Source organism: Chryseobacterium fluminis (assembly GCF_026314945.1).
GTDB classification, from domain to species: domain Bacteria; phylum Bacteroidota; class Bacteroidia; order Flavobacteriales; family Weeksellaceae; genus Chryseobacterium; species Chryseobacterium fluminis.
On record NZ_CP111121.1, the window covers coordinates 384768 to 398616 of the forward strand.

A 13849-nucleotide genomic window follows, 5' to 3' on the forward strand; every position below is an offset into this window, starting at 1 on the left:
TATGAAAAAAATTTCAATTGTAATTCCCGCGTATAACGAAGAAGGAAATGTCGCCATGATCCATCAGAAAATTAAAGATATTTTTGATGATCTGGATCATTATGGTTTTGAAATCATATTTGTGAATGATGGGAGCAGAGACCATACACAACATCAGTTAGAAGAACTCTCCCGGAAATATGATGAGGTGAAATTTATTGAATTTTCGAGAAATTTCGGACACCAGCCCGCAGTAAAAGCCGGACTGGACCATGCGCAGGGAAATGCGGTCATCTCTATGGATGGCGATCTACAGCATCCGCCGGAACTTATTCCTGATATGATTAAAAAATGGGAAGAAGGTTATGATATTGTATTCACGGTAAGAACTTATCCTAAAGAAATCTCATGGTTTAAAAGAAAAACATCAGACTTTTTTTATAAAATACTGTCCAGTCTTTCTGACGTAAATCTTACGAAAGGAGGAGGCTCAGATTTCAGACTCATGGATGCCAAAGCGGTAGAGGTTCTGCGAAGTCTTAATGAAGATGATCTGTTTCTGAGAGGGCTCACAAGCTGGATGGGATTCAGACAGGTGGGTATCAACTTTACCGCCTGCGAGAGATTATCCGGAGAAAGCAGTTACAATCTTAAAAAAATGATCACTTTCGCCTTTACCGGAATTACCGCTTTCAGTGTCAAACCGCTTTATATTGCTGCTTACCTGGGGTTTTTATTTTCTGCCCTGTCCGTTTTGGGATACGGAGCGTACGTCATCCATTCTTTTATTGCCCATACCGAAATATCGGGTTGGGCCTCACTCATTATGACCATTGTTTTCTTCGGTGGATTACAGTTGATTATCATGGGAATCATCGGGATTTATTTAGGGAAAATATTTAAACAGACGAAAGAACGGCCGAATTACATCATTAAAAACAAAAATTTTTAGCATGGTTTTATTGAGTTTTGATATTGAGGAATTTGATATGCCATTAGAATACAACGGAACAATTTCTTTTGAAAAGCAGATTTCCATTTCGCAGACAGGATTAGAAAGAATTTTAGATATCCTGAAAAAACACAATGCAAAAGCTACTTTTTTTTCGACCGTAGTTTTTGCAGAGCAAAGCAGAGATCTTATTCACCGGCTTTTAAGTGAAGGACATGAGCTGGCTTCCCATACCTGGTTTCATTCCGATTTTAAGGAAGAACACCTGAAGGAGTCCAAAGACCGGCTGGAAGAACTTTTTTCAACAGATGTTACAGGATTAAGAATGCCCAGGATGATGCCCGTGAGCAAAAATGCTGTTGAAAATGCAGGATATTCTTATAATTCATCCATAAATCCTACTTTTCTGCCCGGAAGGTATAATAATTTAAAGGTTTCCAGAACCTGTTTTAAAGAGGGAAATGTGACGCAGATTCCGGCTTCGGTTTCTCCCAACTTCAGAATTCCGTTATTCTGGCTGAGTTTCCATAATTTTCCCTTATCCTTTTACAAAAAGCTGGCTTCAGATGTATTAAAGAAAGATCAGTATCTCAATATTTATTTTCATCCCTGGGAATTTGCAGAAATAAAAGAGGATGCCTTTAAGCTGCCGGGGTTTACCGTGAAAAACTCGGGAAGAGCCATGGTAGAAAGATTTGATGAATTCATAGGCTGGCTTAAAAATAAAAACCATAGCTTTGGAACGTTCCAGGAATTTCAAAAACAAACAGAATCATGAAGATTGCCTTTGATGCCAAACGTTTCTTTCACAATACTTCAGGATTGGGAAACTATTCCCGCGATCTTGTACGTATTTTAACACAATATTTCCCAGAAAACGATTATATTTTATTAAACAAAAATAAATCGGAGCGAGGAAAAGATATTTTGGAGAATCCGAGTACTCATTTTGTCCAGACTTCCGTTGGAAGCATGTCCAGACAGCTCAAAATGGGCAGGGATGCCCAAAAGCAGCAGGCAGATATTTTCCATGGCTTATCAGGAGAACTACCTCTGAAATGGGATGCGTTTCCCATTAAAAAAGTGGTCACCATCCATGATCTCATATTTGTAAGATATCCTCAGTATTACTCTTTTTTCGACCGTACCATTCATCTTTGGAAATTCAGGAAAGCGGCCCAGGCTGCCGATAAAATTATTGCTATTTCAGAACAGACCAAAAGGGATATTGTCCGGTTTTTGAAAGTTCCGGAGGCAAAGATTCAGGTGGTTTACCAGGGCTGTCATCAGGCTTTTAAGGAACAGCAGACCGGGCAGCAGATAAAAGAAACCCAAGAAAAGTTCGGATTACCCGACCGGTTTATATTAAATGTGGGAACCATTGAAGAAAGGAAAAATCTTCTGAATGTTGTTAAAGGAATTAACGGCAGTGAGATTCCGCTCGTAGTGGTGGGAAAAAAGACAAAATATTTTAAAAAAATCGAAACATTCATCAGGAAAAATAAGCTTCAAAAACAGGTTTATTTTCTGGAAGGCGTTTCTATGGAAGAATTGGCCGTAATTTACAAACTGGCTGATATTTTTATTTATCCCAGTTTTTTTGAAGGTTTCGGAATTCCGGTGATCGAAGCACTGTTTTCTAAAACGGTGACGGTTACCAGTAATACCAGCTGCCTGCCGGAAGCAGGCGGGCCGGATTCTGTCTATGTGAATCCCCATAATTATTCAGATATTCAGTCCAAGATAAAATTCCTTTGGGATAATGAGGCGGAGCGCAAACGCCGTGCTGAAAAAAGCTTTGAATATGTTCAGAAGTTTAATGACGAACCTATCGCCAACGAATTGATGAGTCTGTATCAGGCCTTAATAAAAAATAAGTTATAAAGTCTTCTGTAACAGAAGACTTTATGTGTATAACAGGATTGATTATTCCACTTCAAAAGGAACCGCATACATCTGAACATACGGTCCGTAACTTCCCGGATCAAAACGGAATCTTATACTTCTGGTCGCCGTACTGGTCCAGTTCCCGTTTGACATATATACCCAAAGGTATAACGTAGTAGGCGCTGTAATACTGACTGCAATATTTCCTGAACCATAATAATCCGGACTCGCCGAAGCGCTGTTATATAAACGGGGGATAATTATTGATTTTATAGGAGAAAGATACGCAGGAGAAACATTATTGGTAGGCGAAGTTGATAAGAATAATGAGGTAAAGCCGTCATTTACATTACTGCTCGATGCATTAGCACCGGTCGGAGCGCACCACATGGTAAAATTTACCTGATATTTTCCGGGAGTCAGAGTAATATAAGCTCCGGAATAGGCAATTCTCTGGTCGCCAGATATTTGCGGATCATCAATGGTTGCTACGGTTTGTTCGGCAGTAGGAATGGTAGCCAATCTGGCAAGGCTTGTTCCGGGAGTCAGCCATCTGGCGTTTCCGTTTGAATCTGAAGTTAAAACTTTCCCTAAACCCTGATTGGTATCTGAAATTTTCAAAGCATTTCCGGTGGTCGAGTTAATTTCGAGTTTTGCAGTAGGGGCAGTAGTTCCTATTCCTACATTTCCGTTCATATCCACTGCCACATCATTGAGCTGCTGTGCGGCACTTGGTGTTCCTGCCGCAGGATTATCCTTCATTCCGTCCACGTGAAAAACAGCTTGGGGATTTGGGGTATTTATTCCGACCTGGCCGAATACAATTGAGCTCAGCAGACATGTTAATGGCACTAACTGTTTTTTCATTAGTTTTTATATTACAATTAATTTGATTGAAAACAGATAGTGATTCGGTGTATTTCTATAGACGTCCTGAAAATAAATAATGACCGGCTAATTCCAGAAATTCCGGACTCATTGGTTTTGATCGTATCTCAGATTTTATTGAAAGGCGCAAATATATTAAATCAGGATCAATAAATGAAAATATTAAACTAATATTGCTGATATTTAAAAATATATTATTCTATAATTAATTTTTGATTTATATTTATTTAAATTATTTTAAATCCTGTTTAAAATTAATGTTCATTAGGACCTGAACAGCTTATATCACCGATGTGATCCCATACATAAAATTCTTTTTATGATAAAACGCAAATATTTAAAGAAAGAAGTCGTTTAAACTTATAGAGGAAAACGAGGTCGAGAAAATTTAGCAATTTTGAATTGCAATTTAAGGACTGATAATCGGGAGCTCATCAACAAAGATAAAGTAGAGAAATGGATTTCACCACATTAAGCAGAAGTAAAAGAGAATTTTTTACAAAGTTTGACTTGGTAAAAATAATTCAGACCATTATAAAACGGCTGAAAACCGATTCCAGTGGCGGAAACTTTCGTTAAAGGACTATTCCGGGGAAGAATTACCGCAGAATTAAGTTCACATCAGGTGAAAATCAAGATTTTCAAAAAACTTACGTGTACTTCTTTTGCGTAAAGCTATTACTTAAATTAACTAAAGTGTTTAGAAATGTCTTGGATTTTCTTTGTGGTTTGCTACAGACAACCACACGAAGGGATTCGTGCGGTAGCGGTGAGGTAGCGGTGTGTGGTTATTACTGTCTCACACTTAAGTACACTTTAGAAAGTCTAAAAAATACCGCAGAATTAAGTATACTTCATAAGAAAATCAAAGATTTTCAAAAAACTTACGTGTACTTCTTTTGCGTAAAGCTATTGCTTAAATTAACTAAAGTGTTTAGAAATGTCTTGGATTTTCTTTGTGGTCTACTACAGACAACCACACGAAAGGATTCGTGCGGTAGCGGTGGTAATAGAAAATTTAAACAGCTTTAAAGGCTTTATTTATCGGAGCTTTACAAAAGATTTTTCCGTTTATGCTAAAATTTAAAAGCCGTCAAATAATTTTTTTTTGAAATAAATTTGTACAGTTGAAAAATAAAATCTTACCTTTGTCATTCAAATTTCAACAATGAAACCGAATTTTTTAACAGTACATCATTATCATCATCATCTCTGCTAGACGGAATTGATTGATAAGTTACTATGTAAAAAATCAAAATAAATTAAAAACCGTCTGAGTAAATAGACGGTTTTTTTGTTTCTTAATTTATCCCGGGAAATTTTTTCAATTCAACCAGTTTTTATTTGCTCAGACTCAACAGAAGTACAATGAGTAAATTAAAAATTGCAATACAAAAAAGCGGCAGGCTGTACGAAGAATCTCTGCAACTCCTTAAAGACTGCGGGATTTTCATCAACAACGGAAAAGACCAGTTAAAAGTCTCTGTCGATAATTTTCCTATGGAAATCATGTATTTACGGAACTCTGACATTCCTCAGTACCTGGAAGACGGTGTCGTAGATATTGCGATCGTTGGCGAAAATCTTTTGGTAGAGAAACAGAAAAACATCAACATTATCCAGAATCTGGGGTTTTCAAAATGCCGCGTCTCACTCGCGATTCCTAAAGAAATAGATACCGATGATATCCGGTATTTCCAGGGGAAGAAAATTGCAACTTCCTATCCGAATACGCTTCAGAATTTTCTTGAAAAAAATAACGTTTCAGCAGAGATTCACATCATTTCCGGTTCAGTGGAAATAGCGCCCAACATAGGTCTGGCAGATGGAATATGTGATATTGTAAGCTCCGGAAGCACTTTATTCAAAAATGGCTTAAGGGAGACCGTCACTTTACTGAAATCTGAAGCCGTCCTCGCAAAAACCGCTGATCTGAATCAGGAGAAATCTGAAATTTTGTCAAAATTCCTTTTCAGGATCCAGGCCGTCCTAAGGGCGAAGAATTCAAAATATATCCTGATGAATGTTCCCAACGATAAAATAGAAACGATCTCAAAAACACTTCCGGTTCTTAAAAGTCCGACGGTTATTCCTTTGGCTCAGGAAGGATGGAGCAGTATTCATTCTGTTATCGACGAAGAGAGATTCTGGGAGGTTATTGATGAGCTTAAAGATAAAGGAGCCCAGGATATTCTCATCATTCCAATCGATAAAATGGTTATATAATATGAAAATTAACAGATATCCTGAAAAAAGCAGCTGGACTGAGCTTATCAGAAGACCGGTCATCAAAAGAGAAGAATTGACCGGAATCATCCTTGATATTTTTAATGAAGTTGAAAAAAATGGTGACCAGGCTTTGATCCGCTTTAATAAAAAATTTGATGGGGCTGATACTGAAGTCTTAAGTGTTTCAGAAAGAGAAATGTCTGCTGCTGCAGATTTAATAAGTAATGAACTTAAAGCAGCAATTAGAGCGGCGAAAGAAAATATCACAACATTTCACGCATCACAACAGGTCGCGGAAGCAAAAACCGAGACTACAGCCGGTGTCATTTGCTGGCGGGAAAACCGCGCTATTGAGAAAGTGGGAATCTATATCCCCGGAGGGACAGCCCCTTTATTTTCAACAGTTCTGATGCTGGCAATTCCTGCCAATTTAGCGGGTTGCAAGGAAATAATATTATGTACACCACCGGATAAAAACGGAAATATCAATCCCGCGATTCTTTATACGGCTCAGCTTTGCGGAGTTACACAGATATTCAAAACCGGGGGAGCACAGGCCATCGCTGCGATGACAATAGGGACAGAAAGTATTCCGAATGTATATAAGATTTTCGGACCTGGAAATCAGTTTGTCGTGGCCGGAAAAGAATACGCCCAACGCTACGGAGTGGCCATCGACATGCCTGCAGGACCTAGTGAAGTCTTGGTTATTGCCGATGAACAAGCGGTTCCTTCATTTTGTGCGGCCGATTTATTATCACAGGCGGAACATGGCAGTGACAGCCAGGTGATTTTTATTTCAACCGATGAGCATGTTTTCGGTGAAACCATTTCGGAAATAGAAAAACAGGTGACAGTGCTGCCACGAAATGAACTGGCCGGAGAAGCTTTGAAAAACAGTCATTTCATTCTTCTGGATTCGATAGAAAAAGCATTGGAATTCAGTAATTTATATGCTCCTGAACATTTGATCCTGGCATTAGGGAAATGGGAATCCCATATTTCTGATATTCAGAATGCAGGATCTGTTTTTCTTGGAAATTATTCATGTGAGAGCGCAGGAGATTATGCCAGCGGGACCAATCATACGCTTCCGACCAATGGTTTTGCGAAAAATTACAGTGGGGTATCGCTGGACAGCTTTGTGAAGAAGATTACCTTTCAGAACTTATCTGACAAAGGGCTCAGGAATTTAGGAAAAACAATAGAAGTAATGGCAGAAGCAGAAGGACTTTTTGCTCATAAAAACGCGGTCACCCTCCGACTAAATCAATTAAAATGACAACAATAAAAATAACAAATCTCGTTCGGAAAAATATTCTGGAGCTACAGCCTTATATCAGCTTCAGAGATCATAATGAATTTAATGCTCCTGTTTTACTGGATGCCAATGAAAGTCCGTTCGGAGCATATAACCGCTATCCTGATTCTACCCAGAAAGAATTAAAAACAAAATTGAGGAATCTCAAAAATGTATCTCCGGATCAGATTGCTGTAGGAAACGGAAGCGACGAGCTCATTGACCTCATCATTAAAGTATTCTGCGAACCTAAAAAAGATTCGGTCTTGATGATGAATCCGTCTTTTGCCATGTATGGTTTTTATGCTTCAATCAATGAAAACCCGGTAGTAAAACTAAATTTAAATGAAAATTTTGAGATCGTAAAAGACGATTTTTTAAAAGTGATCAGTGAAAATGATTTGAAAATATTCTTTTTATGCTCGCCCAATAATCCTACTGGAAACAGTATTGAAGATCTTGAGTTTTTTATTCAGAATTTCAATGGAATCGTTGTTATTGACGAAGCTTATATCGAATTTTCAGAAAAAAAATCAAGCCTCGGGTTATTAAGCAAATATCCGAATATCATTGTTCTTCAAACCTTTTCAAAAGCCTGGGGAAAGGCCGGGGCAAGGGTAGGAGTTGCTTATTCTTCGAAGGAAATCATACGTTTCATCAATACGGTCAAAGCACCTTATAATGTCAATACTTTGAGTCAGGATCTCATTTTAAAATGTCTTGATAACATTTCTGATTTTGAAGAGAATGTTCAGGATATTATAAAGGAAAAAGACTGGCTGAAAAAAGAACTGGAAAGCATTCCGTGTGTCCGGAAAATATTTCCCAGTGACGCCAATTTCTTTTTAATCGAATGTACAGACGCTGAAAACGTATACCGGGCATTGTTGGAAAAAGAAGTGCTGACGAGCAAAAGAAGCCCACAGATTCCTAATTGCATCCGTATAAATGTCGGAAGCAGGGATGAAAATATAAAATTGGTCCAACTAATGAACATTTTGTAAACCTGTTAGGTTTCAATAATAAAATAGGTACAGAAAACATGAAAAAAGTATTATTTATAGATCGGGACGGAACTCTGATTATGGAGCCGCCCACAGACTTTCAGGTAGATTCGCTGGAAAAACTGGAGTTTTATCCCGGGGTTTTTCAAAATCTTTCAAGAATAGTTAAGGAACTGGATTATGAACTGGTTATGGTAACCAACCAGGATGGTTTGGGAACAGAAAGTTTTCCGTTTGAAGATTTTAGGCTGCCCCACGAAAAAATGCTGCAGGCTTTCGAAAATGAAGGTATTGTTTTTAATGATATACTGATCGACAGAAGCTTTGAACATGAAAATCTGCCCACCAGAAAACCGGGAACGGGAATGATGGCCAAATATATCTATGGTGATTATGACCTGAAAAATTCTTTTGTCATCGGCGACCGGGAAACTGATATTCAGCTGGCCGCAAATTTAGGTTCGAAAGCTATTTTCATAAATAAAAGTTCAAACAGTAATGTTGAGCTGACCACGGAGAAATGGAGTGAAATTTATCAGTATCTGAAACAAATTCCAAGAAAAGCATCTGTTTCCAGGAAAACGAACGAAACCGATATTGAAATTGAAGTGAATCTTGACGGAAGCGGAAAAGCAGACATTTCAACAGGCTTATTCTTTTTCGATCACATGCTGGAACAGATTTCTAAACACGGAAATTTAGATCTGAAAATTAAAGTGAAAGGAGATTTACAGGTGGATGAACACCATACCGTGGAAGATACCGGAATTGTCCTGGGAGAGGCCATCGCAAAAGCATTAGGCCGTAAAAAAGGAATTGAAAGATATGGTTTTCTGCTTCCGATGGATGATTGTCTGTCACAGGTAGCCATAGATTTTGGCGGCCGGCCGTGGCTGGTGTGGAAAGTAGACTTTACAAGAGAAAAAATAGGGGACGTCCCTACTGAAATGTTCGGGCATTTCTTTAAATCCTTTGCCGATTCTGCGAAATGTAACCTAAACATTACCTCAGAAGGTGAAAATGAGCACCACAAAATCGAATCTGTGTTTAAGGCGTTTGCCAAAGCTATAAAAATGGCAGCCCGCCAGACCGACCAGAATTTTAATGTACCGTCAACAAAAGGAAGTTTATAAATGATTGCGATTATAAAATACAACGGCGGAAACGTCAATTCTGTGCAGAATGCTTTAAACAGGCTCAATGCTGAGTCTGTGATTACGGATGATTTTGAAATCATTAAAAAAGCGGATAAAGTGATCTTTCCGGGGGTGGGAGAAGCTTCTTCTACCATGAGAAACCTGCAGGTAAAAGGGCTGGATCAATTGATTCCGGACTTAAAGCAGCCCGTTTTAGGAATCTGCCTGGGCATGCAGCTGATGTGTGGAAATAATGAGGAAGGAAATACAAAAGGCATGGGAATTTTTGATATTAATGTTAAAAAATTTCCTGCCCGGGATCTGGTTCCCCATATGGGCTGGAATACCATCACAAGCCTTGATTCGCCCGTTTTTTTGGGCGTTGAGCAGGGTAGTGATGTCTATTTTGTGCACAGTTTTTATTGTGAGCTATCCCGGAATACCACTTCTGTGTGCGATTATATTCTGCCTTTCAGCGCGTCTCTGCAGAAAGATAATTTTTTTGCCATGCAGTTTCACCCTGAAAAATCAGGAGCGACAGGAAGCCTGCTGTTAAACAATTTTTTAAAATTATAAGGATGAAGATTATTCCTGCGATTGATATTATAGACGGAAAATGTGTCCGTCTCTCCAAGGGAGATTATGCAACAAAAAAAATTTACAGTGAGAATCCGCTGGAGATAGCAAAGGAATTTGAAAATTCCGGAATACAATTTCTTCATCTGGTCGATCTGGACGGGGCAAAATCCAGACATATCGTTAACCGGAAAGTGCTGGAAACCATTGCCAGAGAAACCTCGCTGCATATTGATTTCGGAGGCGGTTTAAAAACCCTGGAAGATATTGAAACCGCTTTTGATTCAGGCGCGAAGCAAATCACCATCGGAAGTATTGCTGTTCAGGATCCTGAGTTTTGCTTCGGGCTGATCGAAAAATTCGGTTCCGGAAAAATTATTCTTGGAGCCGACTGTGATGACCGGAAAATAAAAACTTCGGGATGGCTGGAAGAGAGCGATAAGGAAATAATTGATTTTATCCTGGACTATCAGCAGAAAGGCATCAGTAATGTGATCTGTACAGATATTTCAAAGGATGGAATGCTCAAAGGGCCGTCCACGGATCTGTATGCAGAAATTATTGATAAAACGGCTGTCGGGCTCATCGCCAGCGGTGGGATCTCAGGGATTGAAGATGTATACAAAATGAAAGAAATCGGATGTTCGGGAACGATCATCGGAAAAGCGATCTATGAAGAGAAAATAAGTCTGAAAGAACTTCAAAATTTTATTACCCATGCTTAAGAAAAGAATCATCCCGTGTCTGGATATTAAGGACGGCACCACGGTAAAAGGCGTCAATTTTGAAGGACTTATCAACGCTGGAAATCCTGTTGAACTTGCCAAGAGATATGAAATAGAAGGGGCTGACGAACTTGTTTTCCTGGATATCACCGCCACGGTGGAAGAGCGGAAAACTTTCGCTGGTCTCGTTAAAGAGATCGCCAGAGAACTGAGCATTCCCTTCACGGTAGGAGGCGGAATATCGTCGGCCGAAGATGTGAGAAGACTTCTGGAAGCCGGGGCAGACAAAATAAGTATCAATTCTTCGGCAGTCAGAAACCCGGGGCTTATTGCTGAACTGGCTGAAGAGTTCGGGAATCAGTGTATTGTTGTTGCGGTCGATACCCGGTTTGTCAACGGTTCCCATCGGGTATTTGTCAAAGGAGGAAGGGAAATAACCGATCTCAATACATTAGATTGGGCAAAGAAAGCGGAAGAACTGGGAGCCGGCGAAATTCTTCTGACCTCGATGGATGGTGACGGAACCAAAAATGGCTTCGATCTGAGCATTACACAATTGATTTCTGAAAGCATATCTATTCCGGTAATCGCTTCCGGAGGAGCCGGAAAAGTAGCGCATTTTGAAGAAGTATTTACCATAACAGCTGCTACAGGAGCTCTGGCGGCCAGTGTCTTTCATTTCAGTGAAATAAAGATTCCGGATCTGAAAAATGAATTAAAATCTAAAAAAATTGAAGTACGATGAACATTAATTTTGATAAGCAAAACGGATTAGTCCCTGTTGTAATCCAGGATGACAGAACCTTACAGATCCTGATGCTTGGGTATATGAATGCAGAAGCCTTTGAAAAAACAAAAAAAGAAGAAATAGTGACTTTCTTCAGCCGTTCAAAAAACAGGCTTTGGACCAAAGGTGAAGAATCCGGAAATTTTCTGACAGTAAAAAGTATGGACCTGGATTGTGATCAGGATACCCTTTTAATTAGGGTTGTTCCTAAGAATATAGTCTGCCACACCGGCAGCTTCAGTTGTTTTGGCGATAAAAGCAATAAAGGATTTTTATATGAACTGGAAACTAAGATTTCCCAGAGAATTGATGAAAAAACCGAAGATTCATACACCTATTCTCTTTATAAAAAAGGAATGAATAAAATGGCTCAGAAAGTGGGCGAGGAAGCAGTAGAACTCGTTATTGAAGCCAAAGATAACGATGAAAGTCTCTTTAAAAATGAAGCGGCTGACCTTCTGTATCACTTTTTAATTTTACTGAAGGCTAAAGGTTTCACTTTAGAGGAAATTGAAGCGGTTTTAAAAGAAAGGAGCCACTGACTTTAACGCATTCATCATCATTTATAAATATCCCTATTTAAAAGAGTTACCTACAGTCAGCTAGCTTATTTTAAATAGGGATATTTGAATTTCCAACCTGCTGGTAAATTATTGCATCTTATATATTATGACGCGTTTTGTCGTAGTGCTGTCATAGCTTTGCATAGCGAATACGAAATACAGCATTTGTTTTATTAAATATTTTTAATAATCAGTATTCAGATGAAAAAAAAGACTATTTTTGCGGAAAATTTTAACTAATTAACTGGTAAACTCTACATATGATAAAATTCTATACAGGTGCATTATTCTTATGCACTATTTTAAATTTTTCTGCGCAGGAAGTAATCTGGCAGAAAGATATCAGGTCCAACACCCAGGATTTCCTGAGCCAGGTCACTACGACCATCGACGGGCAATACCTAATTTCGGGAAGCAGCATTCAGAGCAGTAAACTTCAGGCCGGGGCGGGTAAGCAGAACAAAGGTTACGACTTTCATTTAGTCAAACTAAACGAAAAGGGTGAAGAAGTCTGGGAAAAATATTTCTCGGGACAGAATCACGATTTTTTGACCGCGACGGTCAATACACAGGAAGGCGGATTTTTAGTTGCAGGAACTTCGTACAGCAATAAAGGACTGGATAAGAAGGAGGATTCTAAAGGAGGATCGGATTTATGGTTGATCCGTCTAAATGAGTTTGGAGATGAACTCTGGCAGAAAACCATCGGCACCGCTTCTGATGAAGAAGCGAGAGCGGTGATCCAGACCACCGATTTAGGATTCTTCGTATCTGGAAACATCCAGAACTCAGCCAGAGGATACGGATCGAAAGACGTTCTGGTGATAAGACTCGATAAAAACGGCAAAGAACTCTCCCAACTCATTTTAGGCGGGAAAGGACTGGATGAAGTGGAGAAAATGATTCCGACAAAAGACGGCGGGACTCTGTTAGGCGTTTACTCCAGAAGCACAGCCGGTGGCTCCAAGAAAACCGAAAATTTCGGTGAAGGCGATTACTGGATCATAAAACTTTCCAAAGACGGAAAAGTAGAATGGGAAAAGAACTTCGGCGGAAAAGGAGATGATCATTTAAGAACATTGGCGCTTACCTCATCGGGATATTTAATCGGAGGAGAATCGAGATCGGAAAGATCGGGAAATAAATCAGTTGGGATCACGGAAGGAACGGATTTGTGGCTGATTTCCTTGGATGACAGGGGAGAAGAAATCTGGCAGAAGTCCTATAATTTCAAAAACAGGGATGTGCTGATGGGAATGAGCGTGCTCACAAAGAGCCAGGAACACAGAGAAAAGAATAAAGACCTGACGACAGGGATTTTATTGGGTGGTTATACCCAGGCGGAAGGCAGGATAGAGGCCGATGATGAAAAATTTTGGATGCTGTATCTGGATGAGAATGGAAGTGAGCAGTGGAGAAAGCATGTGAAAGGTCAGTCTTCTAAAAAAGAGGAACGGTTATCTGATATTAAGCTCAATAGGGATGGTTCCATTATCCTGGCAGGAACCAGCGCCGAGGAATTGGGAAAAGAGAACTGGAAGATTGTAAAGCTGGGTGACAAGCAGATTGATCAGCTCATTGAGAAACAGGATATAAAAATCTATCCGAATCCGGTGTCGGATTATGCGTATGTGGAAATCGGAATGAACTTTACAGAAGCTGAGATTGTGTTGTATGATATGGGAGGAAGACAGCTGCAGAGTTTAAAAACTAAAAATATGGTGACCAAGATCAATACACAGAATTTGATTCAGGGGGCTTACCTGGTGGTCATAAAAACGGATACGGATAAAACGGCGAGTGCTAAACTGATTAAAAAGTAA

13 protein-coding genes are annotated in these 13849 nt (G+C 39.4%); 12 read left to right on the plus strand and 1 reads right to left on the minus strand.

Annotation, left to right across the window (positions count from 1 at the left end):
• The first annotated feature begins 1 nt into the window (after position 1).
• From ODZ84_RS01720 to ODZ84_RS01730, 3 genes are read left to right on the plus strand one after another with little or no spacing between them, the layout of a single operon-like run.
• Complete coding sequence (locus tag ODZ84_RS01720) at positions 2 to 931, plus strand: glycosyltransferase family 2 protein (protein WP_266175293.1); 930 nt, start codon at positions 2 to 4, stop codon at positions 929 to 931.
• A 1-nt stretch (position 932) separates the two neighbouring features.
• Positions 933 to 1709, plus strand: a complete 777-nt coding sequence (locus ODZ84_RS01725) for a polysaccharide deacetylase family protein (protein WP_266175294.1) — start codon at positions 933 to 935, stop codon at positions 1707 to 1709.
• On the plus strand, positions 1706 to 2815 hold the full coding sequence (locus tag ODZ84_RS01730) for a glycosyltransferase family 4 protein (protein ID WP_266175295.1): 1110 nt from the start codon (positions 1706 to 1708) through the stop codon (positions 2813 to 2815). The genes ODZ84_RS01725 and ODZ84_RS01730 overlap by 4 nt, the downstream gene beginning before the upstream one ends.
• Positions 2816 to 2857: 42 nt before the next feature.
• Here ODZ84_RS01730 and ODZ84_RS01735 read toward each other — a convergent pair whose 3' ends face one another.
• Positions 2858 to 3685 carry a hypothetical protein gene (locus ODZ84_RS01735; RefSeq protein WP_266175296.1) on the minus strand — a complete coding sequence of 276 codons (828 nt, stop codon included), beginning with the start codon at positions 3683 to 3685 and terminating at the stop codon, positions 2858 to 2860.
• Between the two features lie 1389 nt (positions 3686 to 5074).
• Between ODZ84_RS01735 and hisG the strand changes: the two genes are divergently transcribed.
• The 9 genes from hisG to ODZ84_RS01780 all read left to right on the plus strand — a co-directional run bounded on the left by hisG (position 5075) and on the right by ODZ84_RS01780 (position 13849).
• Positions 5075 to 5932 (plus strand): ATP phosphoribosyltransferase, encoded by an 858-nt coding sequence (hisG, locus tag ODZ84_RS01740; protein WP_266175297.1) that lies wholly within the window; start codon positions 5075 to 5077, stop codon positions 5930 to 5932.
• Between the two features lies 1 nt (position 5933).
• Positions 5934 to 7217: a histidinol dehydrogenase gene (gene hisD / locus ODZ84_RS01745; RefSeq protein WP_266175298.1), complete on the plus strand. Its 1284-nt coding sequence runs from the start codon at positions 5934 to 5936 to the stop codon at positions 7215 to 7217.
• Positions 7214 to 8239 carry a histidinol-phosphate transaminase gene (hisC, locus tag ODZ84_RS01750; protein WP_266175299.1) on the plus strand — a complete coding sequence of 342 codons (1026 nt, stop codon included), beginning with the start codon at positions 7214 to 7216 and terminating at the stop codon, positions 8237 to 8239. The genes hisD and hisC overlap by 4 nt, the downstream gene beginning before the upstream one ends.
• A 38-nt stretch (positions 8240 to 8277) precedes the next feature.
• On the plus strand, positions 8278 to 9372 hold the full coding sequence (gene hisB / locus ODZ84_RS01755; RefSeq protein ID WP_266175300.1) for a bifunctional histidinol-phosphatase/imidazoleglycerol-phosphate dehydratase HisB: 1095 nt from the start codon (positions 8278 to 8280) through the stop codon (positions 9370 to 9372).
• Positions 9373 to 9951 (plus strand): imidazole glycerol phosphate synthase subunit HisH, encoded by a 579-nt coding sequence (hisH, locus tag ODZ84_RS01760; protein ID WP_266175301.1) that lies wholly within the window; start codon positions 9373 to 9375, stop codon positions 9949 to 9951.
• A gap of 2 nt (positions 9952 to 9953) precedes the next feature.
• Complete coding sequence (gene hisA / locus ODZ84_RS01765) at positions 9954 to 10676, plus strand: 1-(5-phosphoribosyl)-5-[(5-phosphoribosylamino)methylideneamino]imidazole-4-carboxamide isomerase (RefSeq protein WP_266175302.1); 723 nt, start codon at positions 9954 to 9956, stop codon at positions 10674 to 10676.
• Positions 10669 to 11421: an imidazole glycerol phosphate synthase subunit HisF gene (hisF, locus tag ODZ84_RS01770; RefSeq protein WP_266175303.1), complete on the plus strand. Its 753-nt coding sequence runs from the start codon at positions 10669 to 10671 to the stop codon at positions 11419 to 11421. Before hisA ends, hisF begins: the two co-directional genes overlap by 8 nt.
• Entirely contained in the window at positions 11418 to 12005 is a 588-nt protein-coding gene (gene hisIE, locus ODZ84_RS01775) for a bifunctional phosphoribosyl-AMP cyclohydrolase/phosphoribosyl-ATP diphosphatase HisIE (RefSeq protein ID WP_266175304.1), read from the plus strand. The genes hisF and hisIE overlap by 4 nt, the downstream gene beginning before the upstream one ends.
• A gap of 281 nt (positions 12006 to 12286) precedes the next feature.
• Complete coding sequence (locus ODZ84_RS01780) at positions 12287 to 13849, plus strand: T9SS type A sorting domain-containing protein (protein ID WP_266175305.1); 1563 nt, start codon at positions 12287 to 12289, stop codon at positions 13847 to 13849.

Excerpts from the sequence above, each read along its gene's own strand:
- hisIE (WP_266175304.1), top strand. The coding sequence starts at position 11,418 with ATGAACATTAATTTTGATAAGCAAAACGGATTAGTCCCTGTTGTAATC.
- hisG (WP_266175297.1), top strand. The coding sequence starts at position 5,075 with ATGAGTAAATTAAAAATTGCAATACAAAAAAGCGGCAGGCTGTACGAA.
- ODZ84_RS01735 (WP_266175296.1), bottom strand. The coding sequence starts at position 3,685 with ATGAAAAAACAGTTAGTGCCATTAACATGTCTGCTGAGCTCAATTGTA.
- hisF (WP_266175303.1), top strand. The coding sequence starts at position 10,669 with ATGCTTAAGAAAAGAATCATCCCGTGTCTGGATATTAAGGACGGCACC.
- hisA (WP_266175302.1), top strand. The coding sequence starts at position 9,954 with ATGAAGATTATTCCTGCGATTGATATTATAGACGGAAAATGTGTCCGT.
- ODZ84_RS01720 (WP_266175293.1), top strand. The coding sequence starts at position 2 with ATGAAAAAAATTTCAATTGTAATTCCCGCGTATAACGAAGAAGGAAAT.
- hisH (WP_266175301.1), top strand. The coding sequence starts at position 9,373 with ATGATTGCGATTATAAAATACAACGGCGGAAACGTCAATTCTGTGCAG.
- ODZ84_RS01780 (WP_266175305.1), top strand. The coding sequence starts at position 12,287 with ATGATAAAATTCTATACAGGTGCATTATTCTTATGCACTATTTTAAAT.
- hisC (WP_266175299.1), top strand. The coding sequence starts at position 7,214 with ATGACAACAATAAAAATAACAAATCTCGTTCGGAAAAATATTCTGGAG.
- hisD (WP_266175298.1), top strand. The coding sequence starts at position 5,934 with ATGAAAATTAACAGATATCCTGAAAAAAGCAGCTGGACTGAGCTTATC.
- ODZ84_RS01730 (WP_266175295.1), top strand. The coding sequence starts at position 1,706 with ATGAAGATTGCCTTTGATGCCAAACGTTTCTTTCACAATACTTCAGGA.
- ODZ84_RS01725 (WP_266175294.1), top strand. The coding sequence starts at position 933 with ATGGTTTTATTGAGTTTTGATATTGAGGAATTTGATATGCCATTAGAA.
- hisB (WP_266175300.1), top strand. The coding sequence starts at position 8,278 with ATGAAAAAAGTATTATTTATAGATCGGGACGGAACTCTGATTATGGAG.